The organism is Streptosporangium sp. NPDC051023 (assembly GCF_040689595.1).
Lineage (GTDB): Bacteria > Actinomycetota > Actinomycetes > Streptosporangiales > Streptosporangiaceae > Streptosporangium.
In genome coordinates this window covers 1-26,144 of sequence record NZ_JBFBCE010000003.1, presented here as the reverse complement: position 1 = coordinate 26,144, position 26,144 = coordinate 1, and the positions used below count along the sequence as shown (strand labels likewise).

The window sequence follows — 26,144 nt, the reverse complement described above, 5'->3', positions numbered from 1 at the left end:
CCATAAGGCTTGACCTGACGTGAGATAGTTTGGGGGGATTTTTCACACTAGCTGCATGTGCAGGGGAACCAGTGACCGCCCGGCTCACCCGTGATCGCCCGACCTGGCTTCTCTACCTACAACTCGGCGTCTTCGCCACCTACCTGTACGGCCTCAGCGCCGCGCTCCCGATGCTCCGCATCGAACAGGGCGTCTCCCAGACGGTCGCGGGCCTGCACGGCACCATGATGGCGATCGGCGGCGTCACGACCGGCCTGGCGCTCCCCTGGCTGATCAGGAGGATCGGCCGCCGCGCCGCGACCTGGACGGGCCTTGCGGGGATGAACGCCGGGGTGCTGCTGGTGGTCCTCGGCGACGCGCTGCCGGTCACACTCCTCGGCTACGGCCTCGCGGGCGGGATGGGCGCCATCAGCCTCTACACGGGCATGTCCGTGCTCAGCGACCACCACGGCCCCGCGGGTCCCTCCGCGATCAGCGAGGCCAACGCGGTCGGGGGGACCATCGGCATCGGCGCGCCGTTCTTCGTCAGCCTGGCGGCGCAGAGCGCGCTCGGCTGGCGGGCCGCGCTGCTGGTCACCCCGCTGATGACCGTGCTGCTCGCACTCGCCCTCGGCCGCGTGTGGATCCCCGCGCAAAACGGCTCCGAGCGAGACGGCTCCGGACAGGACGACTCCGGGCGGGAGGACGCGGAACGCGAGGACGCGAAAGCCGGAACCACACCCGGGAGCGGGGACGGCGGTGACAGGCTCAGGCTCGGCTGGCGGTTCCACCTGGCGGGAGCGGTGCTGTTCTGCTGCGTCGCGCTGGAGTTCTCCTTCAACCTGTGGGCGGCCAAGCTGGTGACCGACAGGACGGGACTGTCGGCGGCGGTCGCCGCGACCGCGCTGACCGCCTTCACGGCCGGGCTGGTGATCGGGCGGTTCGGCGGGGCCAGGCTGGCCCTGCGGGTCCCTGCCTCCTCCCTCCTCCTCGGCGCGCTCGCGCTCACCTCCGCCGGATGGCTGGTGTTCTGGACGAGCACCACCCCCGTCCTGTCCTACGCGGGGCTGGTCCTGTCGGGGGCCGGGGTCTCACTGCACTTCCCGCTGGCGCTCTCCCGCGTGCTGACGGCGGCCGGCGGCCGTCCCGGGCGGGCCGCCAAAGCCACGGCCGTGGCCTCCCTCTACGCGAGCGCGGCGACGGGCGTGGGACCGTTCCTGCTGGGCGCGCTCGCCGACGCCTTCGGCACCCAGCAGGCGTTCCTCATGGTCCCGGTCATGATCGGGCTGGCCGTCTGCGGAATCCTGGTCAGCTCCAGGTAGCCGACTTGAGCACGTCGACCAGCCAGGAGTTGTCCCACACGTCCACGATCAGGATCCTGGACTTGGGCAGGAACCACTCGCGCTGGTAGAAGGTCGCGGTCTGCCGGCCGTTGCTGTTCTTGACGCACCGGCCGAGCCACCCCCTGAAGTCGGCCTTGTGCCCCCGGCCAACCGGGCGCAGGCCCGCGGCGTACGCCTTGCCGAGGACCTGGCCGTCCTTGCCGTTGAACGGGCAGGGCTGCACGTCGCTGGCGGGGTAGAAGGGCTGCTCCGGCGTGTAGGCGGAGAAGCCCTCGTGCCCGTACTTGATCACCTTCGGGCCGAAGATCCAGAAAGCCTCGCACTTCGGCGTGAAATACCCCGCAGAGGGTTTGGAGCACGCTCCGGTCACCACCTTGACCCGGTCGGTGTCGCGGTAGACCTCCCAGCTTGAGGGGATCCTGAGGGTCATGCCGCGAAAGGAGAGGGTCTGCGTGGCCGACGCGGAGGCGGACGAGGTCGGGGTCGAGGCTGAGGCGGTCATCGGGGAAAGGATCAGGGCGGCGCCGGCCAGCGCGGCGAGTGCGAGGGAGCTCTTTCTCATGCCGGGGACGCTAACGGCCCCCACTTGTCGATGACTTAACGCTCAGTGGCATCGGCGATCGAGCCGAGCAGCTCCATCACCCCTTCGGGACCGTCCACGACGATGTCGGCCTCAACACTGATCTCCGCGGAGCCGCTGAACACCGTCACGCCGGGCAGCCCGGACGCCCGAACGGCCGCGAAGGCGGCAAGGTCCCCCAGGTCGTCACCGGCGAACAGCACCGAACGCGCGGCGCGCTCGGTGAGGAAGGCGCTCAGCGCGATCCCCTTGTCCATACCCGGGGGCCGCAGCTCCAGCACGAACTTGCCCGGCTCGACCGCCAGCCCCGCCTCGGCCGCCAGCTTGGCCACCGGTTCGCGCAGCGCGTCGAGCGTGGCCTGCGGCTGCGCCGTCTGCCGCGTGTGCACGGCGACCGCCTTCCCCTTGTCCTCGAACCTGGCGCCGGGGATGCCCGAGATCAGCGCGGGCAGCTCGGACCTGACCAGGGCGAGACCGGGGTGCGGGGGCGGCGCGGTGAGTGTGCCCGCCTCCCAGCGTTCGAGGCCGTAGTGGCCGAGCACGACCAGTCCGGGCACGCCGGCCAGCGAGCCGTACTCGACGGCCGTCGCCGCCGGACGGCCCGTGACGACCACGATGGCGCCGACCCGCTCGCCGAGCCTGGCGAGCACCGCGGGGCCTTCGGGGTGAATCCTGGCCGCGTCGGGATCGGGCACGATCGGGGAGAGCGTGCCGTCGAAGTCAAGACCGATCACCGCCCCCGCGGGATCGGCCAGAATCGCGCGCAGTCCTTCGGGGGTCTCCATGGCGATGCTTCTCCCGGTCATCGTCGGCCCGGCGTCCGCCCGGCTCGTGGGGTGCGCTCCGGCGCCAGGTACGGCCGCGCGCATGACCGGCCGTACCCCGGAGATCAGGGGCGCAAGCACCAACATACGAGTGCGGGCCAGGACATCAAGGGCGCAAGCCCATCCTTCTGGCGGCACGGTCACGTCTGCGTGTCTCGCGGAGCCTGCGCAGGCGCTTGACCAGCATCGGATCGTGGGCCAGCGCCTCCGGCCTGTCGATGAGCTCGGCGAGCAACTGGTAGTAACGGGTGGCGGAGATGTCGAAGACCTCCCGCACCGCCTGCTCCTTGGCCCCCGGATAGCGCCACCACTGACGCTCGAAGGCGAGCAGCTCCCGCTCCCTGTCGGTGAGAGGCCGCGGAACGGGCTCGCGGGCGGCCCTGTCACCACTGTCACCACTGTCACCGGGAGTCGGTGCGGTGTCCATCACTGTCCTCCTCGGTCGGGCATGCGGCGACCAGGCCGCGTCCACGGGCCCGATGCCAGGATAGTCGGGAATTTCCTGCTGTTCATGACCGATGTGGAGACGTACAGTCACCAGATGTGACCTCAGTCATCACCCTTCTCACCGATTACGGCCTGGCGGACGGCTACGTGGCCGCCTGCCACGGCGTGATCGTCGGCATATCACCGGAGACCCGGATCATCGACGTGTGCCACCTGGTCCCCGCCGGGGACGTACGGCGCGCCGCCGCGATCCTGGCACAGACGATCCCCCACCTCCCGCCCGGCATCCACATCGCCGCGGTGAACCCGGTCGGCGGCTCGCGCAGGGCGGTGGCCGTCGAGGCGGGCGAGCACGTGTTCCTCGGCCCGGACAACGGGGTGCTCTCCTGGGCGGTCGGTGCCAGCGGCGGCGCGAGGGCGGCCCGCGAGCTCGCCAACGAGGAGCTCTTCAGGAAACCGGTCTCGCCGACCTTCCACGGCCGCGACGTCTTCGCCCCCGTGGCCGCGCGCCTGGCGCGCGGGCAGGCCATGGCCGACCTGGGCCCCGAGGTCCCGCTCGACCGGCTGGTCTCGCTGCCCGCGCCGACCTCGCTGGTGCACGAGGACGCGGTCGAGGGCGAGGTGCTCTCGGTCGACGGCCACGGCAACACCCAGCTTTCGATCAGCGCCGGCGACCTGGCGACCCTGGGGGTGCACCCGGGAAGCACGCTGGTGGTCTGGCTCGGCAGGAGGCACGTCTCCGTGCCGTTCAGGGAGACGTTCGCCGCGGTGCCGCCGGGCGAACTGGTCGCCTTCACCGACTCGGCGGGCCTGGTCGCGCTGGCGGTCAACTCGGGCGACGCCTCCCAGCGGCTCGCGCTGCCGCCGGGGGCGCACGTGCGCCTGTCCCCCGCGCCCTGATGCTCACCCGGGAACCACCCCCGCGGGACCCGGGGGATCGCCGGAAGCGGACCCCGATTTACCCCGGGCAGGGGTTTAGCCCGCCGCGGTTCCACCGTCATCGCCACCGCTTGACGTAGTCCGGGCCCGTCGGTGTTGGATCGGCGCGCCGCCGCCCGGAATACTCGTGGCGACACTACGTAGTCGCCCGGAAGCGGAGCGCGTCAACAGGGATGCGCCCGCTCCGGGGTGTTTCGGGGGAAACCAACCATGATCCGTCGTATTCTCGTCGCCTCCGCGATCGCCGGCCTCGTCGTGGCCGGCTCGGCAACCGTTGCCTTCGCCGACACGCCGAACGAGGGCGACCCGGTCGAGCAGTTCTTCCACAACCTCCTCACGGGCAACGACGGGTACAACGGCCTCTGCGGCGTGCTCGGCAGCTCGGACAGGGGCAGTGGCCTGCTCGGGGGCGCCCTGTGCGGCCCCAGGGACCTTTCAAACGTGGACGACGGGGCGAACCTCGCCGCCTACAACCGTTACGGCCACTGAGTCAACGGGCGATCCGGCAGGAGCCCCTCGCGAATTCGCGGGGGGCTTCGCCGTGCCCGGAGCGAACAGGCGCGGGGGACGAACAGGCGCGGGGGACGAACAGGCGCGGGGGCTTCGCCGTGTCCGGGGCGAACAGACGCGGCACGCGCTGCCCGCCCTACCTGCCCCGAGGAGGGCCCGGCGTCATGCGGTACGGCTCAGAGGAGGCCCGGGAAGCCCGCCCCGCCGTACGGCTCCGCGAAGTGGCAGGCGACGGCGTGCGCGATGCCGGGCCGTACCTCCAGTGACGGCTCCCGCTCGGCGCAGACGTCCCTCGCCTTCCAGCACCGCGTGCGGAAGCGGCAGCCCGACGGCGGGTTCGCGGGTGAGGGCGGATCGCCCTGGAGAATGATCCGCCTGCGCCGTTCCCGCCCCTCCGGGTCCGGCACCGGCACCGCCGAGAGCAACGCCTGGGTGTAGGGGTGGGCCGGGCGGTGACCGACCTCGCTCTCCGCGCCCAGCTCGACCATCTTGCCGAGATACATCACGCCGATCCGGTCGGAGATGTGGCGGACGACCGACAGATCGTGGGCGATGAAGACATAGGCGAGACCGAACTCGTCCTGCAGCCGCTCCAGCAGGTTGACGACCTGCGCCTGGATCGAGACGTCAAGGGCGGACACCGGCTCGTCACAGATGATGATCTCCGGTCTGAGCGCCAGCACCCTGGCGATGCCGACGCGCTGGCGCTGGCCGCCGGAGAACTGGTGCGGGTAACGGTCGGCGTGGTCGGGGTTGAGGCCGACGACCTCGAGCAGTTCTCGCACCACACGGCGCCGGTCCCCCTTGGGGACGACCTCCCGGTGGATCTCGTACGGCTCGCCGACGATGTCACCGACGGTCATCCTGGGGTTCAGCGAGGTGTAGGGGTCCTGCATGACCATCTGGATGTTGCGGCGGACCTGTTTGAGCTCGGCGCCCCTGGCCCTGGCGATCTCCCGCCCCTTGATCCACACCGAGCCCGAGGTCGGCCGCTCCAGCGCCATCAGGAGTCTGGCCAGCGTGGACTTGCCGCAGCCCGACTCGCCCACGATGCCGAGCGTCTCACCGCGTCTCAGGTCGAAGGAGACCCCGTCGACCGCCCTGATCGCCCCGATCCGCTTCCCGAAGACGGCGCCCTGGCTCATCGGGAAGTGCTTGACCAGGGTCCGCACCTCGAGGATCGGCTCACCCGTGGCTGCCATCGAGGACCTCTCTCCAGTAGTGGCAGGCGCTGCCGCGCGTCGGGCCGATCCGGTACAGCGGCGGCGCGTCGGTGACGCAGTTGTCCTGGCGGTAGGAGCACCGGGAGTCGAAGGCGCAGCCCGAGGGCAGGGCCAGCGGGTTCGGCGGCGTGCCCTCGATGGCGGACAGCCCCCTGCCCTTGCGGTCGAGCCGGGGGATCGACTCGAGCAGGCCCTTGGTGTACGGGTGGCCGGGGGCCCGGTAGACGTCGTGCACGAGGGCGTTCTCCACGATGCGGCCGCCGTACATGACGACGACCTTGTCGGCCACGTCCGCGACCACGCCGAGATCGTGGGTGATCAGGATCAGTCCCATGTCGCTCTCGCGCCGCAGCTCCGCCAGCAGCTCCATGATCTGGGCCTGGACCGTCACGTCCAGCGCGGTGGTCGGCTCGTCGGCGATGAGCACCTCGGGGCCGAGCGCGATCGCCATGGCGATCATGATGCGCTGGCGCATGCCGCCGGAGAACTGGTGCGGGTAGTCGTGCGCCCGCTGCCTGGCGCCGGGGATGCGGACCCGGTCCATCAGCTCGATCGCCCTGCGCTCCGCCTCACGCCTCGACGCGCCCGCGTGCACCCGGAACATCTCCCCGATCTGCGAGCCGACGGTGAACACCGGGTTCAGCGCGGAGAGGGCGTCCTGGAAGATCATCGCGATCCGCCGCCCCCTGATCTGGGAGCGGGCGTCCTCCCGCAGCCTCAGCAGGTCGGTGCCGCGCAGGCGGATCTGGCCTCCGGAGACGCGGGCGGGCGGCGTGTCGAGGATGCCCATGATCGCCTGCGCGGTCACCGACTTGCCCGAGCCCGACTCGCCGAGAACGGCGAGCGTCTCCCCGGGGTTCAGCGAGTAGCTGACCCCGTTGACCGCCTTGACGACACCCTGCCTGGTGGCGAACTCCACGTGCAGGTCGTCGACGGCGAGCAGCGGTTCACCGCAGGGCCTCTCCCCGCCCCGCGCCGCCGATGTCGAGGACTTCCACACAGCTCCCCCTACCGCAGCTTCGGGTCGAGGGCGTCGCGTACGGCGTCGCCCAGCATGATGAAGGCCAGCACGGTCAGGCTCAGGAACAGCGCGGGGAACAGGAGCGGTTCCGGAGCCTCGAGAAACCGTCTCCGGGCGTCGGAGATCATGAGTCCCCACGAGATGTCGGGCGAGCGCAGCCCGACGCCGATGAACGACAGGCCCGCCTCAGCCGCGACGAAGGTCCCCAGGTTGATCGTGGCGACCACGATCACGGGCGCGATCGCGTTCGGCATGATGTGCCGGAACATGATCCGGGCGGCCGAGGCGCCGAGCGCCCGCGCGGCGAGCACATACTCGTGGGCCTTCGCGGTGATCACCGCGGCCCGCGTGATGCGGAACGTCATCGGCCAGGCCAGCAGAGCCAGCGCCAGGACGACGGTCCAGACGTTGCCCGTGCGGAAGACCGACAGGATGAGCAGGGCGCCGAGGACCGAGGGGATGGCGAAGAAGACCTCGGTGACCCTGGAGAGCAGGGCGTCGACCACCCCGCCGGTGAACCCGGCGACGAGGCCGAGCAGGCCACCGGCCAGCGCGGTGACGACGGTGGTCGCCACGCCGATCAGGACCGAGTTGCGGGCGCCGTAGACGCTGCGGGCGTAGACGTCGCAGCCCAGGTTGTCGGTTCCGAACCAGTGGAGGTCGCTGATGCCCTGCCTGGCGTCGGCGAGGTGGCAGCCCGCGGCGTCGAACGGGTCGATTGAGGTGAAAAGCCCGGGAAAAGCTGACATAACCAGAAAAATGGCGATGATGAAGGCCGCGCCGACGAACATCGGGCGCTGGCGCAGGTCCTGCCAGGCATCGCTCCACAGGCTCGCGGCCCTCGGCGGCCCGAACCGCCATGGCCGTCCCGCCCGCCTGGACGAGCCCGGGGAGCCGGACCGTCCCGGCCTTCTGATGTGCCTGCCGCGCCTGCCGTACCGGTCACGGGACGCGGCCTGAGCGGGGGCCTCACTCATAACGGATCCTCGGGTCGAGCACGGCGTAGAGCAGGTCGACGACCAGGTTCGCCAGGATGTAGACCAGCACCAGGAGGGTCACCATGCCCACGACGACGGGCTGCTCGCGCAGGTAGACCGAGGTGAAGAGCTGCTGCCCCATCCCGGGAAGGTTGAAGATCGTCTCAGTGATCACCGCGCCGCCCATCAGCGTGCCGAAGTCGGCACCGAGATAGGTGACCAGCGGGATCAGCGCGTTGCGCAGCGCGTGCCGCCCGACGACCCTGCGCCTGGACAGCCCCTTGGCGACCGCGGTGCGGATGTAGTCGGCGCGCAGCGTCTCCACCAGGCTCGTCCGGGTGAGCCTGGTGAGGTAGGCGATCGACGTCCCCGCGAGCACGAAGCCGGGCAGGAGGTAGCCACGCCAGTCCCCGGTGACGCCCGCGACGGGGAAGAGGTCGATCCCGGCCTGCTTGAGCCTGACGCCCAGGAGCAGCTGGAGCACGAAGCCGGTGACCAGCGGCGGGATGGAGATCAGCACCAGCGTGGCCGCGAGGACCAGCGACTCCTGCGCCTTACCGTGGCGCAGCGCGGCGTACAGGCCGAGGCCGATCCCGGCGACCGCCTCCATGATCAGGGCCGTCATCGCCAGGTTGGCGGTCACCTGGAACTTACCCGCCATGACGTCCGTCACCGGGACGCCGGCGAAGGTGACGCCGAAGTCGCCGTGGAACAGGCCGGTGAGGTAGTGCCAGTACTGGACCAGGAACGGGTCGTTCAGGTGGTACCGCTCCCGCAGGACGGCGACGATGTGAGGGTCCATCCGCTTGTCCCCCGCGAGCGCCTCGACGGGGTCACCGGGCAGTGCGAAGACGACGGCGTAGACGAGCAGGGTCGCGCCCAGCAGGACAGGAATCGCCTGGACCAGGCGCCTGACGATGTAACGGCCCATTCAGCCTCCGGTACGTACCACGGGGGGACGCCCTTCGGCGGGCCGACGGATCACGCGGCGCCGAGGGGTCCGCGAGGGCCGTCCCCCGGCGGCCCGTGGACCGCCGGGGGACGACTCCCGCCGCCTGTCAGGCGACCTTCTCGATCTTGTTCCACTCGACCAGGTTGATCAGGTTGATCTTCAGACCTCTGATGCGCTGGGAGTACGCGGCGTTGGTCCGGTAGTAGAAGACGGGGATGTACGGCAGTTCCTTGATCAGGATGTCGTCGGCCTGCTGGTAGTACTTCAGACCGTCCTTCAAGGTGGCCGCACCATCGCCCTGAGTCAAGAAGTCGTCGAAGTCCTTGTTCGACCAGCCCGCATAGTTGGAGCCGGTCTTGATGGCGTTGGTGGAGAAGACCGGGGTCAGGTAGTTCTCGACCGAGGGATAGTCGATGAACCAGCCCATCCGGAACATGCCGCCATATTCCTTCTTGACCAGGCCGTCGAGGAGTACGGCGAACTTCTCGAACGTCTTGACCTTGACCTCGACACCGAGGTTGGCGCGGAGGTTGTTGGCGATGGCCTCGATCCACTCCTTGTGCGCGCCGTCGGTGTTGTAGCCAAGCTCGATCGACTTCGGGCCGTTGTTCTCCGCGTACTGCGTCTTGGCCCTGGCCGGGTCGTAGGTGCAGGCCGTACAGATGTTGGGCCGGTAGCCGTCGAGGAGCGGGTTGATGAAGTCGTCCGCGGGGGCGCGGGTTCCGGCGAAGACCGTCTCGGTGATCGTCTTGCGGTCGATGGCCATCGAGATGGCTTCACGGACCTTGACGTTGGAGTAGGTGTCGTTGTACTGCAGCGGGAAGCCGATGTAACCGACGCCCGCGTCCGCCTGGTCGATGTAGCGCTCGCCCAGCTCGGCCTTCGCACTGGCGATCGAGGCGGGCGGCAACGAGTCGTGGATGTCCAGGTTGCCCGCGCGCAGGTCGTTGAACGCCGTCTCGGAGTCGGTGTAGATCTTGAACTGAAGCTTGTCGAACTTGGGCTTCTCCTTGGGGAACTTGTCGTACCGGGTCAGGTCGATCGTCTGATCGGTGCCCTTGTTGTACGGCTTGTCCATCTTGAAGTAGCCCTGGCCGATGGGCTGCTTGGCGTACGCCTCGGTGACCTTGCCGTCGGAGTCGAAGGCCGCCTTGGGCAGCGGATAGAAGGCCACGTAGCCCAGCATCGTCTTGAACTGGGAGAACGGCTTGCTCAGCGTGACCTGGAGGGTGTGCTCGTCGAGGGCCTTGAGACCCTTCATCTTCTTGACCGTGACCGGCTGGCCCTCCGGCGGGTTCAGGTCCTCCCAGCCCTCGATGCGGCTGAAGAAGCTGTTAGCCCCCTGGGCGTTGTCGCGGTTGGCGGCGAAGTTCCACGCGTCGACGTAGTTCTCCGCGATCAACGGCTCGCCGTTGTGCCAGGTGTAGTCAGAGTTGAGCTCGATCTTCCAGACCCTGCTGTCGCTGGACTTGATCGACTCGGCGACGTTGTCGACAACCTGCTTGTCGTCGCTGTAGCTCACCAGCGGGGCGAAGATCGCGCCCAGCACCTCGGCACCCTCGGTCTCGATGGTGTCGCCCGGGTAGAAGAGCTTCTGCGGTTCGGCGAGCTCCATGCGCACAGGCGGGTCCCCCGCCCCCGTGCCGGTCTCGGCCTGACCGCCGCACGCGGCAAGGCCGAGGGCGAGCAGCGCGATACCAGCGATGACCCGTGCGCCCTTAGTAACGCGCATTACGGTGTTTCCTCCCTTTGCAGGCGGACGTCGCACTGAGCTCCCGAAGCCCAGGCGACCGGGGGAGGATCCCGTGTCCCCCCACCCCCGCCGTCCCGGCTGACGCGCCGACGCCACACCGGTCGGACGCGACTATCCCGCACCGCTCCACACCGAGTCGTCTCTGTGACGTTGCAGTTCGGTCACGCACACGTCCGCCAGGCACCGCGCGGCCACCAACTCGACCCGTCCAACCTCACAGGAAGCAATAAAAGCGACATAGAGTTACATGTGACACGGAAGGGTCACGCAAAAATACCTCGTACCCTGGGTGCTCACGTCCATTGCCCACGGGCGACGGACGACTGGGCTACCGTTGACAAGGTCGCGGAGGGCTGAAGGCTCGGCGGCGAACCGCACAATTGCCCTGGAACCTCTTTCCCGGAGATCCCGTCCAATGTGTGCGGCGGAGCACCGCCGCAGGCACTTCATCCACTCGCATCCAATAGAGTCCTTGCCATGAGCCAGCCGGAATCCGCGGTCGCGGACGCCCAGGCGGGCGGCCCGAGTAACGGCACCTCTGCCAAACAGCAGGAGCCGCTGGCCAAGCTCGCCGAGCGTTACGGACTTCGGCGTGCCATCGCACGCCCCAGTCTGCCCGTCTACCTACGCCAGTTGTGGGACCGACGGCACTTCGTCATGACGTACGCCACCTCGCGCAACGTCTCGAAGTACAGCACCTCAGCCCTGGGCCAGCTCTGGCAGGTCCTGACGCCGCTGCTCAACGCGGCGATCTACTGGGTGATGTTCGGCGTGATCCTCGGCGCGAGCAAGAAGGTGGAGAACTACCCCGCGTTCCTCATGACCGGGATGTTCGTCTTCACCTACACACAGCGCTCGGTGAGCGGCGGCGCCAAGTCGATCTCCGGCAACCTGTCGCTGATCCGCGCCCTGCACTTCCCCCGCGCGGCGCTCCCGCTCGCCTACACGATCCAGGAGTTCCAGCAACTACTGATCTCCATGGGCGTGCTGTTCGTGCTCGTGCTGATCACCGGCGAGCCGTTGACCGTGCTGTGGTTGCTGGTCCCGGTCGCCCTGCTGCTGCAGACGATGTTCAACATCGGTGCCAGCATGGTCCTGGCCAGGATCGGCGCGACCTCCCGCGACCTGAACCAGTTGCTGCCCTTCATCACGCGCACCTGGCTCTACGCCTCGGGTGTGTTCTTCTACATCCAGGACAAGGTCGTCGACAGCGGTCACCTGCCCCAATGGGTCGCCGACCTCATGTACTTCAACCCGGCCGCTGCGCACATCGAGCTGATGCGGGACCTGCTCATCGAGAGCCATCCCGTCAGGCCCTGGGTATGGTTCACATGCGTATTCTGGGCGGTGTTCGCCCTGATCGGTGGCTTCTGGTACTTCTGGCGAGCCGAGGAGAAGTACGGCCGTGGCTGAGTTGACCGAGGAGCTGCCCCAAGTGAAGGCCGACGAGTCCAGCGTCCCGAGCGCGGACGTCAAGGTGCACCCCGCCCCGGACCCCCCACGCCATCCCCGCGCGGGCACTCCGACGGTCATCGTGGACGACCTGCACATCATCTACCGGGTGTACGGCGCGGCCACGGAGTCCGAGAAGGGCAACGCGGCCAACGCCCTCATGCGTCTGGTCAAGCGTCAGGGCAGGCCGGAGATGAAGGAGGTGCACGCCGTACGCGGGGTGTCCTTCGTCTCCTACCACGGCGACGCCATCGGCATCATCGGCCGCAACGGCTCGGGCAAGTCGACGCTGCTGCGCGCCATCGCCGGGCTGCTGCCGCCGCACTCGGGCGCGGTCTACACCGACGGCCAGCCCTCCCTGCTCGGCGTCAACGCCGCGCTGATGCGCGAGCTGACCGGTGAGCGCAACATCGTCCTCGGCTGCTACGCCATGGGCATGAACCCCGCCCAGGTGAGGGAGAAGTACGACGAGATCGTCGACTTCTCCGGCATCGGGGAGTTCGTGCAGTTCCCCATGTCCACCTACTCCTCGGGAATGGGCGCCAGGCTCCGCTTCGCCATCGCCTCGGCCAAGGCGCACGACGTGCTGCTCATCGACGAGGCCCTGGCGACCGGTGACCGCGACTTCAAGCGCAAGAGCCAGGAGCGCATCATGCAGATGCGCGAGGAGGCGGGCAGCGTCTTCCTGGTGGCCCACAACCTCGACGTGATCGAGGAGACCTGCAACAGGGTCATCTGGCTGCACAAGGGCAAGATCAAGATGGACGGCGACCCGAAGACGGTGCTCGACGCCTACAACGCCTGACAGCGGCACAAGATCGCCACGGGGCCCGGCGACAAGGCAGGATGAGGAGCGACCGAATACGACGCTCCAACCGGAGGTGAATCCGTGTCCACACGGCCACCGATTCCATATGACTTCCTGCCCCAGGTCCCCGCGCTGACCGTCGAGAGCGACGACGTCCGCGACGGGGAGACCCTGTCCCTGGCCCAGGTGTTCGACGACTGGGGATCGAACGGGCAGAACATCTCCCCGAACCTGCGCTGGTCCGGCGCCCCCGAGGGCACCCTCAGCTACGCGGTGACGTGCTTCGACCCCGACGCCCCAACCGGCAGCGGATTCTGGCACTGGCTGCTGTTCGACATCCCCGCCGACGTGTCCGAGCTGCCCACGGGCGCGGGCACCCCGGACACCACCTTCGGCGTGCACGGCCGCAACGACTACGCCATCAACGCCTACGGCGGCGCCGCGCCGCCCCCCGGCTGGCCGCACCGCTACCTCTTCGCGGTGCACGCCCTCGACGTGGACAAGCTCGACGTGAGCCCGGACTCCCCGCCCGCCGTGGTCGGCTTCAACATCACCGCCCACACCCTGGCCCGTGGATACATCGCCCCGGTCTACGAGACCTGAGCACCCCTCGATCGCGACGCCGGCGTGTCGCAGCACGGCCGCCGGCGTGTCGCGACACCCCTCTCGGGCAGATGTTCTTCCAGGTCATGCGTCCGCAATGCCCCCCTCTCGCGAAGGTAAAGGACAACGGAGCGCCCCGGAGGGCAATCAACTGACACCACGATCGGCGTTCCGCTATGATTCGAACGTTGTTTCGATCCTAGGGATTCGTCATGGAGTGGGGGCGCGCGATGCAAGAGTTGTCGACCGCGATCGACCACCTGGCCACAGAGGACCCATCCGAGATTCCCCGTCTCCAGCTCGCCGAGCAGCTCATCGAGCTGCACTGGCAGATGGCCAGACTTCAGGCCCAGATAGCCCGTCGCACCTCCGTGCGGCCCCCTGGCCTCCAGGACCCCCAACGCGGCCACTACTCCTGACCAGGTGACCGCCCCTCCCCACCGCCTTCCAGAACCTCTCCTCGCCCGCTGGGACCACCGGGGCCGTTCATGAGCTCCATGAGGCCGGTGAGGCCTCCTGCCCCCTTCGGCAGCAGCGATCCCGAGTTCGCGCCGGCATCCGTCGGCGAGCCGTAGGAGGCCCCGTCGGAGGCGAAGCGGTCCGCGGAGATGTCGACGAACTCCTCGACGGCGTCCGAGACCCTCATGAGCAGACGCTCGACCCCGTCGGCGCTCCGGCCGCCCTGCGCCTCCTCACCCACCGGCGCCTCCCAGGCGCTCACCGGCCCGTCAGGACCGGTCAGACCCGAACCGCCCGCCAGACGGTCAAGCCCGTCGAGACCACCCGGCGCGTTCCCGCCGACGAGGGCGTCGCCCAGCGCGATCCTGTCACCGAGGCCGTTCAGCATGGTCCCGCCGCCGACCAGGCCGCCGGTGAGCCCGACGATCTTCGGGGAGAGGGCGTCCGCCACGTCACGCCCCCCGAGCACGTCACGCCCCCGCCCCTGTGACTGCGCCTGGGCGGGGACGCAGGTCGCCGCCGCGAGACCGAACGCCGCCACGGCCACGACCGTGCTGATGACTCGCTTCATGATTGCCTTTCCGGCTTGTAATCGGCCCGCCTGATTTCTTGGAATTCCCAGGAAATAACGGGCCTGAGACCCTTCATCACCGGCGGGCGTAATACGGAGTCCACACGAGACGCACCGGCCGGAAGCTGCCCGGCATTTGTATCACCGCGGCGAGCCGCGCCCCGGCCCGCCCGCGATGATCGATTTTCCCCTCAGGGCAGGGTCTGGAGCCCCAGCAGGGCCGTACCGGACGACCGCAGAAGGCCGCCCGGCACAACCGATAAATCCAGAAACAATATTGTTAAGAATGACAGCCAACGCCCCCATATGCCGCTACACAAGCCACGAAACCACACAGGCAAGAGGCATAACCGCTCCACACCGGAACGGGGGAACCGGGAAAGCCCGGGGAAAGAGCCGGGAAAAAGAGGCTCCGGAGCGCTGGGGCAGATTTTCCGATCGCCGGATGCCCGCTTGACCCTCCAAGATCAGGCGGGCATCCGCCGGGCGGCCGGCACGAGCCCGACGGCCGCGGGCTCGGCCATCACGGACCCGGCCGGTTCGACCGTCGCGGGCTCGGCCATCACGGACCCGGCCGGTTCGACCGTCGCGGGCTCGGCCATCACGGGCCCGACCTCCGCGGGTTCGAACGGGAACCGGTCGGCGAACGCGGGCCGCAGGTCGGTGAGCCACACCGCCGCCGGGTCGTACCGCGCGAAGAAAGGACGCCCGACCAGCCCGGGGTCACGTGCCTGGATGAGGTGGAGCACGAAGACCCGCTGCCCGGCGATCTCGGCCACGCCGTCCACGCAGACCTTGCCCGGCGTGGCCGACATGGAGGGCCCCCGCACCGTACGGCACAGCCCGGAGACACTCGCGTACGCGTCCCTGAAGATCTCGTACGCCCTGGCGAGAGGAACCGCGAAGTAGTCCTGCGGCCCCGTGTCGCGCTCGACGAACATGTAGTACGGCACCATGCCCATCGCGACCTGCGCGCGCCACATGGACGACCACGTCTCCGCACGGTCGTTGATCGACCTGATCAGCGGGGCCTGGGTTCTGATCACCGCGCCCGTGGCACGGACGCGCTTCACCGCCGCCTCCACAAGAGGCGACTCCATCTCCCGCGGATGGGAGAAGTGCGCCATGAGGGCCAGGTTCTTGCCCGTCTCGACCACGGAGGCGAGAAGGCGCAGCGTGTCGTCGGCGTCCGGGTCGGAGACGAAGCGCTGCGGCCAGTAGGCCAGCGCCTTGGTGCCGATGCGGATGGACTCGAGCTGCTCCAGCCCGAGCAGGGGTTCCAGGTAGCGCCGGAGCACCGGCTCCCCCATGACCATGGGATCGCCGCCGGTGATCAGCACCCCGGTCACCTCCGGATGGTCCTTCAGGTAGCCGACCAGGCTCGCGACGTCGTTGGAGGCGAACTTCAGGTCGGGCTCGCCGACGAACTGCGCCCACCGGAAGCAGTAGGTGCAGTAGGCGTGACAGGTCTGGCCCTGTTTGGGGAAGAAGAGCACTGTCTCGGGGTACTTGTGCTGCATCCCTGGCACCGGATCCGCTCCGATGTGCGGGACGTTGAGATCGAGCTGCCCCGCGGGATGCGGGTTGAGCCGCTCCCTGACGCCGTGCGCCACCGCCTGGATCTCCGCGTTCGGGGCACCGCCCCTCAGGAGACCCGCCAGCCTGGTGACATCCGCTTCAGGCAGCATGTCCGCCTGGGGGAAGACCAGGCGGTAGATGGGGTCGTCGGGCACGACCGACCAGTCGATGAGGTGGTCGACCACGTAGGCGTTGGTGCGGAAGGGCAGCACGGTCGCGACCGCCCTGACCCGGATCCGGCCCTCGTCATCGAGGCCAGCCCGTCGCAGCAAGTCGTCGAGATGCTTCGCGGTGTAGGCCCGAAACCCGCGCGCAGCGCTCTCTTGCATGCTCACTAAGGCTTTCCTTCCGTTTTTTCGTGCTCTTGGGGTAAACCTCTCCTACTACTCGCGCGTCGTTGGCGCGTATATACCCGGACGTAACCACATCTACGGCCGGTTCCATTACCCACCAAATCCGCAAAGGAACATCCTCGCGATATATCTCGAATACCCGTACAATCTTCTCTATGACCTCCCCTCACCCCGCACGGCGCGCATCGGACCCCGTGCTGCGCGTCCCGGATGTCAATCCCGCCCTGCGCGCGTCGGACGCCGACCGCGACCGTGTCGCGACCGTGCTGGCCGAGGCGCTCGCCACGGGCCGCCTCACGAGCGTCGAGCACGCCGACCGCCTCGAAGCGACCTACAACGCCGTCACCGTGGGCGAGCTCGCCCCCATCACCGGTGACCTCCCCGACATCACAGCCTCTTCCGGTCAACCGAGCGCCGTCCGGCAGGAGGTCAGCGCCGTCTTCAGCAAAGTCGTCAGGGGCGGCCGGTGGATCGCCGGACGCCACACGACGCTGAGCGCCACGTTCGGCGCGCTGATCGTCGACCTGTCGGACGCCGTGCTGCCCGGCCGCGAGATCACCCTTGAGGTGAACTCCCTCTTCGGCAAGCTGATCGTCAGGGTGCCGGAGAACGCCCACGTCATCGACGAGGTCGGCGCACTGTTCGCCAAGCGCGGCATCTCGGGCGGCCTCGGCTCGGACAACGGTCCCGTCATCAGGGTCATCGGCAAAGCCACCTTCGGCAAGATCATCGTGGCCAGGGAACGAAGCGACTGGAACCTTCCGGACAGACCCTGATCCCCCCGGCTGCGTCACCCGGTACCAGTCCCGCCTACGATGCGGACAAACCATCCCGCACGAGGTGACCGCTTGCCTGACACCGACGCTCCCCGCGCCACAGCGGCCGCCCCGCCGGTCACGCTGCCGATCGCGCTGGACGCGATGGGCGGCGACCACGCCCCTGACGAGATCGTGGCGGGAGCCGTACAGGCCGTCAGGGAGCACGGGATCGGCGTGGTCCTCGTCGGCGCGCCCCGCCCCCTCCAGGACGCGCTCTCCCTGCACGACGCGATCACCGAGATCCCGGTCATCCGCGCCGAGGAGGCGCTGGCCATGGACGAGGGCGCCCTCGCCAGCCTGCGCCGCCCACGTTCGAGCATCGCCATCGCCTGCCACCTCGTACGGCGGGGCGACGCCTCGGCCGTGGTCTCCGCCGGATCCACCGCGGGGATCGTGGCCACGGGCAAGCTCAGGCTCCGTAGCCAGCAGGGGGTGCTGAGACCGGCCATCGCCGTCGCCCTGCCGACCCTCCCGACCCCGACCATCCTGCTGGACGCGGGGGCGAACGCCGAGGTCAAACCGGAAATGCTCGTGCAGTTCGCCCACCTTGGCGCCGCCTACGCGGAGACCGCGCTGCGGATCGAGAACCCCAGGATCGGCCTGCTGACCATCGGCAGCGAACCCGAGAAGGGCAACAAGCTCGTCAAACGAGCCCACGAGCTGCTCTCCGCCGCCCCCGGCCTGAACTTCGCGGGCAACATCGAGGGACACGACCTGCTGACCGGGACCGTGAACGTCATCGTCACCGACGGCTTCACCGGCAACGTCGCGCTCAAGACCATGGAGGGCAGCGTCCGCTACGCCTTCACCGAGCTGCGCGAGACGATCCAGGAGAGCACCGCGGCCCGGATCGGCGGGCTGCTGCAGCGCAAGCGCATCAGGCAGCTGCAGCGGCGCCTCGACCCCGAGGTGCACGGCGGAGCCGTACTGCTCGGCCTGAACGGCACCGTGGTCATCGCGCACGGCGCCTCGCAGGCCAAGGGCGTGAGCGCCGCGTGCGTGCTCGCCGCCGAGCTGGCCCGGCACGGCGTGGTGACCCGCATCGGCGAGCGCCTCGCCACCTCGCACCGGCCCCACCGCCTCTGGTGACCCTCACCCTGGGGAAGGACCACACGGATCACCACCCCCGGTGACCCTCACCGTATGGTGGAGGGGCCGCACGAATCGGGGGGACGCGTGGAGCAGCTGGCGGAGCGAGGGCTGACCACGGCGGAGGTCGCGGAGCGCACGGCCCGCGGGCAGGTCAACGAGGTTCGCAGACGCTCAAGCAGATCGCTCTCCGCGATCGTCCGCGCCAACGTCCTCACCCTGTTCAACGGGGTGATCGCCGTTCTGTGGGCACTGATCATGATCTTCGGGCAGTGGCAGGACGGACTGTTCGGCCTGGTGATCGTCGCCAACTCCGCGATCGGCATCGTCCAGGAACTGCGGGCCAAGCGCACCCTCGACCGGCTCGCCGTCGTCAACGAGGCGCCCGTCAGGGTCAGGCGGGACGGCGTGGACGTCGAGATCCCGCCCCGGCGGGTGGTGCTCGGCGACCTGGTCCTGCTCGGCCCCGGCGACCGCCTGCTGGTCGACGGCGAGGTGGTCGGCTCCGACGGCCTCGAACTCGACGAGTCCCTGCTCACCGGCGAGGCGGACCCGGTGCACAAGCTCCCCGGCGACCCGGTGCTGTCCGGCAGCTTCGTGGTCGCGGGCACCGGCTCCCACGTCGCGACGAAGGTCGGCGGCGACGCCTACGCCGCCAGGCTCGCCCAGGAGGCCAGCGCGTTCAACCTGTCCCACTCCGAGCTGCGCACGGGCATCACCGCATTCATCAAGTACATCACCTGGCTGGTCGTCCCCATCGGCGCCCTGCTCATCTGGAGCCAGCTCAGGAAGGCCGACGACTTCGGCCAGGCCATCACCGGCGCCGTCGCGGGCATCGTCACGATGATCCCGGAAGGCCTGGTGCTGATGACGAGCATCGCCTTCGCCGTCGGCGTGATCCGGCTCGGCCGCCGCCGCTGCCTGGTCCAGGAACTGCCCGCGATCGAGGTGCTGGCCCGGGTGGACGTGCTCTGCCTGGACAAGACCGGCACGCTCACCTCGGGAGGCATGAGCCTCGGTGAGGTCCGCCCGCTCCGCGACGACCTGCCCGCACGCGAGGCCCTGGCCGCGCTCGCCAACCTGGACGAGACCCCCAACCCCACCGTCCAGGCCATCAGGGCCGAGAACCCGGAGTCACCGCCCGGCTGGACCGCGACCGCCAAGGTTCCCTTCTCCTCCGCCCGCAAGTGGAGCGGGGCCGAGTTCGCCGGGAGGGGCGCCTGGGTCCTCGGCGCCGCCGACATCCTGCTCACGCCGGGCACCCCCGAGTACGCCCAGGCGGAGGAACTGGCCGCGACCGGCCTGCGCGTCCTCGCCCTCGGCCGGACCGCCTCCCTGGACACCTCCGCCGACCTCGGCCCCGTCGAGGCCGCCGCCATCGTCGTGCTCAGGCAGCGGATCCGCCCCGAGGCCGCCACGACCCTGAGCTACTTCGCCAGGCAGGGCGTCGCCATAAAGATCATCTCAGGCGACAACCCCGAATCGGTCTCGGCCATCGCCGTCTCCCTGGGCGTCCCCGGCGGGAGACACGCGGTCGACGCCCGCACCCTGCCGGAGAACGACCCGGACAAACTGGCCGAGATCCTCGACACCACCACCGTCTTCGGCAGGGTCACCCCACACCAGAAACGGCTCTTCGTCAGCGCGCTGCAGTCCCGGGGACACACCGTCGCGATGACGGGCGACGGTGTCAACGACGTCCTGGCGCTCAAGGACGCCGACCTCGGCGTGGCGATGGGATCGGGCAGCGGCGCGACCAGGGCGGTCGCCCAGATCGTGCTGATGGACGATGACTTCACCAGCCTGCCCTCCGTGGTCGCCGAGGGCAGACGGGTCCTGGCCAACATCGAGCGCGTCTCCAGCCTCTTCCTCACCAAGACCTTCTACGCGCTCGTCCTGTCGCTGCTCGCCGGTCTCCTCGGGCTCGTCTTCCCGTTCGCGCCCCGGCACTCCACGCTGGTCAACGCACTGACGATCGGCGTTCCCGCCTTCTTCCTGGCCCTCGCCCCGAGCGACGAACGGGCCAGGCCGGGGTTCGTCCCCCGTGTGCTCCGCCTGGCGATCCCCTGGGGAGTCGTCTGCGCGCTCGCCGTCCACCTGTCGTACTGGCTCGCCGAAGCCCGCGCCTCGACGCTCGAGGAGAGCCGCACGGCGGCGGTGATCACCCTCTTCGTCGTCACCTGGTGGGTGCTGGTCCTGATCGCCAGGCCGTACCTCTGGTGGCGCGTCGCGCTGGTGGCCGCCATGGCCGCGCTGTTCGCCCTGGCCGTCGCCATCCCGTTCACCCGCGAGTTCTTCGCCCTCGCCCCGGGGAACCTCGGCGACGACCTCGTCGCGATCGGGATCGGGATCGTGGCCTCGGCCGTGCTGACGGTCGTTTTCAAGATCGGGCGATCCCCCGATAAATCGCGAGGTCACAACGGACCAACCGATACCCTTGAGGTATGACCGACCCGCAGCTCGTACTCACCGAGCGCGTCCAGCAGGCGCTGGCCGCCGCCTTCGGTGCGGAGTACTCCGACGCAGACCCGCTGATCCGTCCCTCGCAGTTCGCCGACTACCAGGCGAACGTGGCGATGAGCCTGAGCAAGCGGCTGCGACGAGCTCCACGGGAGGTCGCCCAGGAGATCGCCGACCACCTCACCGACTTCCCCGGAACGGTCGAGGTCAGCGGCCCCGGCTTCCTGAACCTCACGCTCTCGGACGACTGGGTCACCGCCCAGGCCAACGAGGTGCTCGCCGACCCGCGCCACGGTGTCGCCGTGCCCGAGTCCCCGCAGATCGTCGTGGTCGACTACTCCGCGCCGAACGCCGCCAAGGAGATGCACGTCGGCCACCTGCGCACGACCATCGTCGGCGACGCGCTGGTCCGCGTCCACGAGCACCTCGGCAACAAGGTCATCCGGCAGAACCACCTGGGTGACTGGGGCACCCCGTTCGGCATGCTCATCGAGCATCTGCTGGACATCGGTGAGAAGGCCGCCGTCGCCCAGCTCGAGGCGGGCGAGGGCAACGCCTACTACCAGGCCGCCAGGGCCAAGTTCGACTCCGACCCGGAGTTCAACAGGCGCGCCCGCACCCGGGTGGTGACCCTCCAGGCCGAGGAGCCGGAGACCATGCGGCTGTGGCACATCTTCATGAACGCCACGGTCCGCTACTTCAACAAGGTCTACAGCCAGCTCGGCGTGACGCTGACCGACGACGACATCGCCGGCGAGAGCATGTACAACCACGTGCTCGCCCAGGTCTGCGACGAGCTGCAGGAGCGCGGGATCGCCGTCGTCAGCGACGGCGCGCTGTGCGTCTTCCCGCCCGGCTACATCGGGCGCGAGGGCCAGCCGCTCCCCTTCATGATCCGCAAGAGCGACGGCGGGTACGGCTACGCCACCACGGACATGGCCACGATCCGCTATCGCGTCCAGGATCTGAAGGCCGACCGGATCCTCTACGTGATCGGGGCGACCCAGGCCCAGCACATGTCGATGCTGTTCGACTCCGCCAGGATGGCCGGCTGGCTGCCCGAGCACGTCCACGCCGAGCACATCCAGATCGGCAGCGTGCTCGGCAGCGACGGCAAGATGTTCAAGACCCGCATCGGCAAGTCCATCAAGCTGGCGGAGCTCCTCGACGAGGCCGAGACGCGGGCCGCCCAGGTCATCCGCGACAGCGAGTACGGCGAGGCGGAGCGCGGCGACATCGCCCACGCCGTCGGCATGGGCGCGGTCAAGTACGCCGACCTGTCGGTCAGCCACGACAGCGAGTATGTCTTCGACTTCGACCGCATGCTCGCGCTGACCGGCAACACCGGCCCCTACCTGCAGTACGCCCAGGCGCGGATCCGCTCCATCTTCCGCAGGGGCGGAGTCGATCCGGCCGAGGCGACCGGCCCGATCGTGCTCGGCAACCCGGCCGAGCGCGCCCTGGCACTGAAGCTCCTCGGGTTCGGCGCGATCGTGGCGGAGGTCGCGGAGAACTCGACCCCGCACAGGCTCGCCGCCTACCTCTTCGACACCGCGAGCGCCTTCACCACGTTCTTCGAGGAGTGCCCCGTCCTGAAGGCCGAGGACGAGGCCACCCGCGCCTCACGACTCGCCCTGTGCGCGCTCACCCTGCGCGTGCTCGAGACCGGTCTGGGCCTGCTCGGCGTCCCGGTGCCCGAACGTATGTAGCCATTCACCGGATGATCGCCTTGATTCGGCAAATCAAGGCGATCATCCGGCAAAGTTGGGTTCGGCGCGCCTCCCGCCGGGGATGACCGAATCGCACTACGCTGGCGCGGTCACCGGTCACGACTTCGGAGAGTTCTCTGCCTTGAGCACAGACCTGACCGCGAACCCTCACGCCAGGACGGAGTTGCGCCGTCACACCGAGGCGCTCCTGGCGAACCTGGCCTCCGACGCCACCTGTTCCACGATTCCGGCGAGCTCACCGAACGTCCCCGGATACTGGCTGTCCCCCGCCGTCGAGGCTCTCGTGCTGCTCGTCCGCGGTGAGGACGCCCTCGAACCCCTCGGCCGGGCCGCCCAGCTCGACGAGCGACGCACCGCCCTGTTCCTGTGCCTCGCCCTGGCCCTGTGCGGGCAGGGCGACCGCATTCACGCCTCCTGGATGGGCATCGCCTTCGGCGAGCTGTCCCTCGACCGTCCGGTGACCCACGGCCAGCGCGCGCTCTGGCTCGCCGCGGCCCAGGGCGCGTACGGCCCGGCGGGCAAGATCTTCGTGCTCCGCAAGCTCGACGCGGTCGCCGTACCCTCACACTGTGAGCCCGCCAGGTGGCTGAGCGCGCTGACCCTGCACGAACCGTCGATGGTCGTGCCGCCGTCCCTGGTCGACTTTCCCGAGCTGGCCGAGCTCCCCGAGCTCGCACAACCGGTGCAGGCCGCGGACCAGCTGAGTCGCCTGCTCGGCCGCTGCACCGAGATCACCACCACCAGGACGGGTGCCGCGGGGAAACCCGCTGGTCGTGCGGGCACGCCCTCAACCCCGTGGGCCGCGAGCGAGACGCTGAGCGTGCTGCGCGACCTGATCGGCTCGGACACTCCCGACACCCTCGACGCCCCAGGCACCCCACACGGCCCCACCGCGTCCCACGTCCCCGGCACCTCGAACGGTTCCGCTCCCGGCGCTCCACACGGCCCTCTGAACGGCTCAGGCCCCTCGGACGGTTCCGGCACGCCACCTGGTTCCCACGCCCCGGAGAGGCCGACGAAGCCGCTCGTCGAGCACCTCCTCGCCGACCTGCGCCCCTGCTCCGACACCTCTCTCGCGGCCATCGCCCTGCACGTCGTCGCGCCGATCGTGCGAACCGCCGCCGAAGGCCTCGCGAAGGCCACCCAGGTCGCCCCGCCGGAGTCGGTCACCATGCCGCTCCTCGGACACCAGGTGATCCTCCGTCCCGGAGGACCCGACCCCGAGTCGCTCGCCGCCGCCGAACGGCACATCACCGTGGAAGGCGTCCCCACACGAGGCAGGCCCTGGCTCGCCTACGCCCTGCTCACCCTGGCGGTCGCGGCCCTGGTCGCCGCGGTCGTCACCCCGATCGCGCTGCCCGCAGCCGCGCTGGCGCTGCTCCTGGCCGGGGGAGGAGCCCATCAGCTCTGGCTTCATCGCGAACGCGAGCGGGCGGATGCGGAGTACGTCACGAAACAGCTCTCCGAGCTGCGAGAGCTGGCCGACGGCGCGGTGTGGGCGCTGCACGAGTACGCCAGAGAGGCCGAGAAGCGCTCCCAGGGAGCCAACTCCGACCTGGCGGAGCTGATCCGCCTGCTCCGCAGAGGCCCGCGAGCGGCCTAACCGACGAACCTCGCGGGCCTCTCCAAGCCCGCGACACGGAACAGAGCGCTCCCCCAAGCGCTCCGCCCCTTCGTCCTCTCAGCTCTCCCGCCGTCTCCAAGGTCCCTGACGGCACCGGTACGGCGAGCGGCGCGCGACCCGGTGAACGCGATGGTCATCCCGAGAACCAGGGTCACCGGGCCATGGAGCACCGCCGCCCCTGGAAATCTGTCGTCCCAGGAAATCAGGCGGTGGTGATCTCCACCTCTGCTGGAGCCAGTAGGAAGACCTTCTCCGCGATGCGCTCGATGCGGCCCTCGCAGCCATAGGCCAGACCAGCCGCGAAGTCGACCATCCTCGTGGCCTCCGCGGTGCTCATGCAGTTGACGTCCATGATGACGGTCTGGCCCTCGCGGAAGTGCTTGCCGATGGTCGGAGCGTCGTTGTACATACGCGGCGTGAGCATGACGATCCGTGAGGGCTCGACCATCGCGCGCCAGCGCTTGGCCGCGCGCTCGGAAGCGGGCTGCCAGTCCTCACCCTCGGCGTCGACCTCGTCCTCGTAGTCGTAGGCCTCGTCGTAGTCCTCCGCACCGCCCAGACCAAGGTAGCTCGCCACCTTACGCACTGCCCCCATCGGCTCGTCCTTTCCTCAGGACCACGCCGCGCTCGGCCTGTCCCTACACCCTTGGACGGTAACCGACGAAGTAAGGTTCGCCGCGCGACACGCCCAGCGCATATTCCCACTTTGTACGGCTAGCGCACCGGTCTGCCTGGTCCCTCTACCCGCTTTGGATCGCTTATCTCCTACACGGCTAGGGTTACGTCATGCATATCTATACAGTTGATTCGTTTACTGATCAGTTTTTCAAGGGTAACCCCGCAGGGGTCTGTATACTCGACAATCCTGCGTCGGACGCCTGGATGCAGGCTCTCGCCGCAGAGATGAGGCACTCTGAGACAGCCTTCCTGCTCAGCGGAGAGGCCGGCGAACCGTACTCACTCCGCTGGTTCACCCCGTTGGTCGAGGTGTCCCTGTGCGGACACGCGACCCTGGCCGCAGCGCACGTGCTGTATTCCACAGGCTCGGTTGCGGAAACCCTCAGGTTCGCGACAAAGAGCGGAATCCTGTCCGTGACCAGGGACGACACGGGTCTGATCCGTATGGATTTCCCCGCCAAGGTCCTTCAGGAGGTAGGTCCTCCAGAAGGGCTGGCTGAGGCGCTCGGGGTCGAGCCTTGCTGGGTCGGTAGGAACGACTTGGACTATCTGGTTGAAGTCGAGTCCGAGGAGGCGGTACGGACCGTCTCTCCCGACCTCCGCGCGCTGGAGGCCGTGGACGCGAGAGGGATCATCGTCACGGCCCAAGCATCGCAGCCCGGCGCGGACTACGTCTCCCGGTTTTTCGCCCCCAGGGTCGGTGTTCCAGAGGACCCGGTGACCGGTTCGGCCCACTGTGCCCTGGCACCGTACTGGTCGGGCAAGCTCGGCCCCGACACCCTGGTCGGCGCCCAGCTGTCCGAACGCGGCGGCTCGATCCGCACCACCGTCCGAGGCGACCGGGTCGAGCTGGCCGGGCGCGCGGTGACCGTGCTCTCAGGACGACTCCACGCCTGAACATCGGAAAATGCTCTGGAAACGCAAAAAGGGCCACCCGAACCGGGTAGCCCCCAAAATGCAGAAGGAGGGCCACCCAAACGGGTGACCCTCCCTCAAAAGATTGTCCGGCGGCGACCTACTCTCCCACACCGTCCCCGGTGCAGTACCATCGGCGCTGAAGAGCTTAACTTCCGGGTTCGGAATGTAACCGGGTGTTTCCCCTCCGCCATAACCGCCGTAACACTATGAAACTATCAAACACCAACCCGGCGCTTGTTGTCTCAGAATTGCCTAGTGGACGCGAGCAACACACCTCACACACAAGAGGATCTGCGCACTCCGACCCAACAAAGGATACAGAGCGCCGCGAAGAACCCCACAACAGTGCAACAAGACGTTGCTTTGTGGTCAAGTCCTCGGCCTATTAGTACCGGTCAGCTCCACACGTTACCGCGCTTCCACTTCCAGCCTATCAACCCGGTCGTCTACCGGGA

At 68.8% G+C, this 26,144-nt stretch carries 25 protein-coding genes and 2 rRNA genes; 14 read left to right on the top strand and 13 right to left on the bottom strand.

The features are described 5' to 3' along the window. Positions 1-71: 71 nt before the first annotated feature. Entirely contained in the window at positions 72-1,301 is a 1,230-nt protein-coding gene (locus AB0395_RS02695; protein WP_366276255.1) for an MFS transporter, read from the top strand. On the opposite strand, the gene AB0395_RS02690 is transcribed toward AB0395_RS02695, so the two are convergent. From AB0395_RS02690 to AB0395_RS02680, 3 genes are all read right to left on the bottom strand, one after another. After that, entirely contained in the window at positions 1,288-1,884 is a 597-nt protein-coding gene (locus AB0395_RS02690) for a hypothetical protein (protein WP_366276253.1), read from the bottom strand. The two genes, AB0395_RS02695 and AB0395_RS02690, sit on opposite strands and share 14 nt — an antisense overlap. 35 nt (positions 1,885-1,919) lie before the next feature. Beyond that, positions 1,920-2,687 carry a trehalose-phosphatase gene (otsB, locus tag AB0395_RS02685; protein WP_366276577.1) on the bottom strand — a complete coding sequence of 256 codons (768 nt, stop codon included), beginning with the start codon at positions 2,685-2,687 and terminating at the stop codon, positions 1,920-1,922. 145 nt (positions 2,688-2,832) lie between these two features. Beyond that, positions 2,833-3,153, bottom strand: a complete 321-nt coding sequence (locus AB0395_RS02680) for a DUF3263 domain-containing protein (RefSeq protein WP_366276251.1) — start codon at positions 3,151-3,153, stop codon at positions 2,833-2,835. 116 nt (positions 3,154-3,269) lie between these two features. On the opposite strand from AB0395_RS02680, the gene AB0395_RS02675 reads away from it, so the two are divergent. Both AB0395_RS02675 and AB0395_RS02670 read left to right on the top strand, forming a co-directional pair. Continuing rightward, positions 3,270-4,073: an SAM-dependent chlorinase/fluorinase gene (locus AB0395_RS02675; protein ID WP_366276250.1), complete on the top strand. Its 804-nt coding sequence runs from the start codon at positions 3,270-3,272 to the stop codon at positions 4,071-4,073. A gap of 249 nt (positions 4,074-4,322) precedes the next feature. After that, entirely contained in the window at positions 4,323-4,601 is a 279-nt protein-coding gene (locus AB0395_RS02670; RefSeq protein WP_366276249.1) for a hypothetical protein, read from the top strand. Between the two features lie 197 nt (positions 4,602-4,798). Here AB0395_RS02670 and AB0395_RS02665 read toward each other — a convergent pair whose 3' ends face one another. From AB0395_RS02665 to AB0395_RS02655, 3 genes are read right to left on the bottom strand one after another with little or no spacing between them, the layout of a single operon-like run. After that, the gene (locus AB0395_RS02665) at positions 4,799-5,824 is read right to left on the bottom strand and encodes a dipeptide ABC transporter ATP-binding protein (protein WP_366276248.1); all 1,026 of its coding nucleotides are present in this window, start codon (positions 5,822-5,824) and stop codon (positions 4,799-4,801) included. Next, on the bottom strand, positions 5,808-6,845 hold the full coding sequence (locus AB0395_RS02660; protein WP_366276246.1) for an ABC transporter ATP-binding protein: 1,038 nt from the start codon (positions 6,843-6,845) through the stop codon (positions 5,808-5,810). Before AB0395_RS02660 ends, AB0395_RS02665 begins: the two co-directional genes overlap by 17 nt. Before the next feature lie 8 nt (positions 6,846-6,853). After that, the gene (locus AB0395_RS02655; protein ID WP_366276575.1) at positions 6,854-7,696 is read right to left on the bottom strand and encodes an ABC transporter permease; all 843 of its coding nucleotides are present in this window, start codon (positions 7,694-7,696) and stop codon (positions 6,854-6,856) included. Between AB0395_RS02655 and AB0395_RS02650 the strand changes: the two genes are divergently transcribed. Beyond that, on the top strand, positions 7,626-7,826 hold the full coding sequence (locus AB0395_RS02650; RefSeq protein ID WP_366276594.1) for a hypothetical protein: 201 nt from the start codon (positions 7,626-7,628) through the stop codon (positions 7,824-7,826). The two genes, AB0395_RS02655 and AB0395_RS02650, sit on opposite strands and share 71 nt — an antisense overlap. 9 nt (positions 7,827-7,835) lie before the next feature. Here AB0395_RS02650 and AB0395_RS02645 read toward each other — a convergent pair whose 3' ends face one another. Further along, entirely contained in the window at positions 7,836-8,774 is a 939-nt protein-coding gene (locus AB0395_RS02645) for an ABC transporter permease (RefSeq protein WP_366276245.1), read from the bottom strand. A gap of 127 nt (positions 8,775-8,901) precedes the next feature. Beyond that, positions 8,902-10,527 carry an ABC transporter substrate-binding protein gene (locus AB0395_RS02640; RefSeq protein ID WP_366276243.1) on the bottom strand — a complete coding sequence of 542 codons (1,626 nt, stop codon included), beginning with the start codon at positions 10,525-10,527 and terminating at the stop codon, positions 8,902-8,904. Between the two features lie 498 nt (positions 10,528-11,025). On the opposite strand from AB0395_RS02640, the gene AB0395_RS02635 reads away from it, so the two are divergent. The 4 genes from AB0395_RS02635 (at position 11,026) to AB0395_RS02620 (ending at position 13,830) form a co-directional block, all read left to right on the top strand. After that, on the top strand, positions 11,026-11,961 hold the full coding sequence (locus AB0395_RS02635) for an ABC transporter permease (RefSeq protein WP_366276242.1): 936 nt from the start codon (positions 11,026-11,028) through the stop codon (positions 11,959-11,961). Next, positions 11,954-12,805, top strand: coding sequence for an ABC transporter ATP-binding protein (locus AB0395_RS02630; protein WP_366276241.1), 852 nt, complete (start codon positions 11,954-11,956; stop codon positions 12,803-12,805). Before AB0395_RS02635 ends, AB0395_RS02630 begins: the two co-directional genes overlap by 8 nt. Before the next feature lie 84 nt (positions 12,806-12,889). Then, on the top strand, positions 12,890-13,411 hold the full coding sequence (locus AB0395_RS02625) for a YbhB/YbcL family Raf kinase inhibitor-like protein (protein ID WP_366276239.1): 522 nt from the start codon (positions 12,890-12,892) through the stop codon (positions 13,409-13,411). Positions 13,412-13,623: 212 nt separating this feature from the next. Further along, the gene (locus AB0395_RS02620) at positions 13,624-13,830 is read left to right on the top strand and encodes a hypothetical protein (protein WP_366276237.1); all 207 of its coding nucleotides are present in this window, start codon (positions 13,624-13,626) and stop codon (positions 13,828-13,830) included. On the opposite strand, the gene AB0395_RS02615 is transcribed toward AB0395_RS02620, so the two are convergent. Beyond that, entirely contained in the window at positions 13,821-14,441 is a 621-nt protein-coding gene (locus AB0395_RS02615; protein WP_366276236.1) for a hypothetical protein, read from the bottom strand. The genes AB0395_RS02620 and AB0395_RS02615 overlap by 10 nt on opposite strands. A 467-nt stretch (positions 14,442-14,908) precedes the next feature. Beyond that, a complete protein-coding gene (locus AB0395_RS02610) occupies positions 14,909-16,348 on the bottom strand; it encodes a lysine 2,3-aminomutase (RefSeq protein WP_366276573.1) in 1,440 nt (479 codons plus the stop codon). 179 nt (positions 16,349-16,527) lie between these two features. Between AB0395_RS02610 and AB0395_RS02605 the strand changes: the two genes are divergently transcribed. The 5 genes from AB0395_RS02605 to AB0395_RS02585 all read left to right on the top strand — a co-directional run bounded on the left by AB0395_RS02605 (position 16,528) and on the right by AB0395_RS02585 (position 24,072). Beyond that, positions 16,528-17,148 (top strand): DUF1707 domain-containing protein, encoded by a 621-nt coding sequence (locus tag AB0395_RS02605; protein WP_366276234.1) that lies wholly within the window; start codon positions 16,528-16,530, stop codon positions 17,146-17,148. 72 nt (positions 17,149-17,220) lie between these two features. Next, entirely contained in the window at positions 17,221-18,279 is a 1,059-nt protein-coding gene (gene plsX, locus AB0395_RS02600; protein ID WP_366276232.1) for a phosphate acyltransferase PlsX, read from the top strand. Positions 18,280-18,366: 87 nt separating this feature from the next. Continuing rightward, complete coding sequence (locus AB0395_RS02595; RefSeq protein ID WP_366276230.1) at positions 18,367-20,727, top strand: HAD-IC family P-type ATPase; 2,361 nt, start codon at positions 18,367-18,369, stop codon at positions 20,725-20,727. Continuing rightward, entirely contained in the window at positions 20,724-22,448 is a 1,725-nt protein-coding gene (gene argS / locus AB0395_RS02590; protein ID WP_366276229.1) for an arginine--tRNA ligase, read from the top strand. Before AB0395_RS02595 ends, argS begins: the two co-directional genes overlap by 4 nt. A 142-nt stretch (positions 22,449-22,590) precedes the next feature. Continuing rightward, complete coding sequence (locus AB0395_RS02585; RefSeq protein ID WP_366276228.1) at positions 22,591-24,072, top strand: hypothetical protein; 1,482 nt, start codon at positions 22,591-22,593, stop codon at positions 24,070-24,072. 223 nt (positions 24,073-24,295) lie between these two features. Here AB0395_RS02585 and sepF read toward each other — a convergent pair whose 3' ends face one another. Continuing rightward, entirely contained in the window at positions 24,296-24,688 is a 393-nt protein-coding gene (gene sepF, locus AB0395_RS02580; protein WP_366276227.1) for a cell division protein SepF, read from the bottom strand. Positions 24,689-24,879: 191 nt separating this feature from the next. Here sepF and AB0395_RS02575 point away from each other — a divergent pair, with 191 nt between their 5' ends. Continuing rightward, on the top strand, positions 24,880-25,668 hold the full coding sequence (locus tag AB0395_RS02575; protein ID WP_366276226.1) for a PhzF family phenazine biosynthesis protein: 789 nt from the start codon (positions 24,880-24,882) through the stop codon (positions 25,666-25,668). 105 nt (positions 25,669-25,773) lie between these two features. On the opposite strand, the gene rrf is transcribed toward AB0395_RS02575, so the two are convergent. Beyond that, a 5S ribosomal RNA gene (gene rrf, locus AB0395_RS02570) occupies positions 25,774-25,890 on the bottom strand. A 164-nt stretch (positions 25,891-26,054) separates the two neighbouring features. Beyond that, a 23S ribosomal RNA gene (locus tag AB0395_RS02565) occupies positions 26,055-26,144 on the bottom strand; the annotation flags it as partial.

Bases quoted from the DNA above. Each gene is read 5' to 3' on its own strand.
- AB0395_RS02690 (WP_366276253.1), bottom strand. From the start codon at position 1,884: ATGAGAAAGAGCTCCCTCGCACTCGCCGCGCTGGCCGGCGCCGCCCTG.
- otsB (WP_366276577.1), bottom strand. From the start codon at position 2,687: ATGGAGACCCCCGAAGGACTGCGCGCGATTCTGGCCGATCCCGCGGGG.
- AB0395_RS02680 (WP_366276251.1), bottom strand. From the start codon at position 3,153: ATGGACACCGCACCGACTCCCGGTGACAGTGGTGACAGTGGTGACAGG.
- AB0395_RS02670 (WP_366276249.1), top strand. From the start codon at position 4,323: ATGATCCGTCGTATTCTCGTCGCCTCCGCGATCGCCGGCCTCGTCGTG.
- AB0395_RS02665 (WP_366276248.1), bottom strand. From the start codon at position 5,824: ATGGCAGCCACGGGTGAGCCGATCCTCGAGGTGCGGACCCTGGTCAAG.
- AB0395_RS02650 (WP_366276594.1), top strand. From the start codon at position 7,626: ATGGCGATGATGAAGGCCGCGCCGACGAACATCGGGCGCTGGCGCAGG.
- AB0395_RS02645 (WP_366276245.1), bottom strand. From the start codon at position 8,774: ATGGGCCGTTACATCGTCAGGCGCCTGGTCCAGGCGATTCCTGTCCTG.
- AB0395_RS02640 (WP_366276243.1), bottom strand. From the start codon at position 10,527: ATGCGCGTTACTAAGGGCGCACGGGTCATCGCTGGTATCGCGCTGCTC.
- AB0395_RS02635 (WP_366276242.1), top strand. From the start codon at position 11,026: ATGAGCCAGCCGGAATCCGCGGTCGCGGACGCCCAGGCGGGCGGCCCG.
- AB0395_RS02620 (WP_366276237.1), top strand. From the start codon at position 13,624: ATGGAGTGGGGGCGCGCGATGCAAGAGTTGTCGACCGCGATCGACCAC.
- AB0395_RS02615 (WP_366276236.1), bottom strand. From the start codon at position 14,441: ATGAAGCGAGTCATCAGCACGGTCGTGGCCGTGGCGGCGTTCGGTCTC.
- AB0395_RS02610 (WP_366276573.1), bottom strand. From the start codon at position 16,348: ATGCAAGAGAGCGCTGCGCGCGGGTTTCGGGCCTACACCGCGAAGCAT.
- AB0395_RS02605 (WP_366276234.1), top strand. From the start codon at position 16,528: ATGACCTCCCCTCACCCCGCACGGCGCGCATCGGACCCCGTGCTGCGC.
- argS (WP_366276229.1), top strand. From the start codon at position 20,724: ATGACCGACCCGCAGCTCGTACTCACCGAGCGCGTCCAGCAGGCGCTG.
- sepF (WP_366276227.1), bottom strand. From the start codon at position 24,688: ATGGGGGCAGTGCGTAAGGTGGCGAGCTACCTTGGTCTGGGCGGTGCG.
- AB0395_RS02575 (WP_366276226.1), top strand. From the start codon at position 24,880: ATGCATATCTATACAGTTGATTCGTTTACTGATCAGTTTTTCAAGGGT.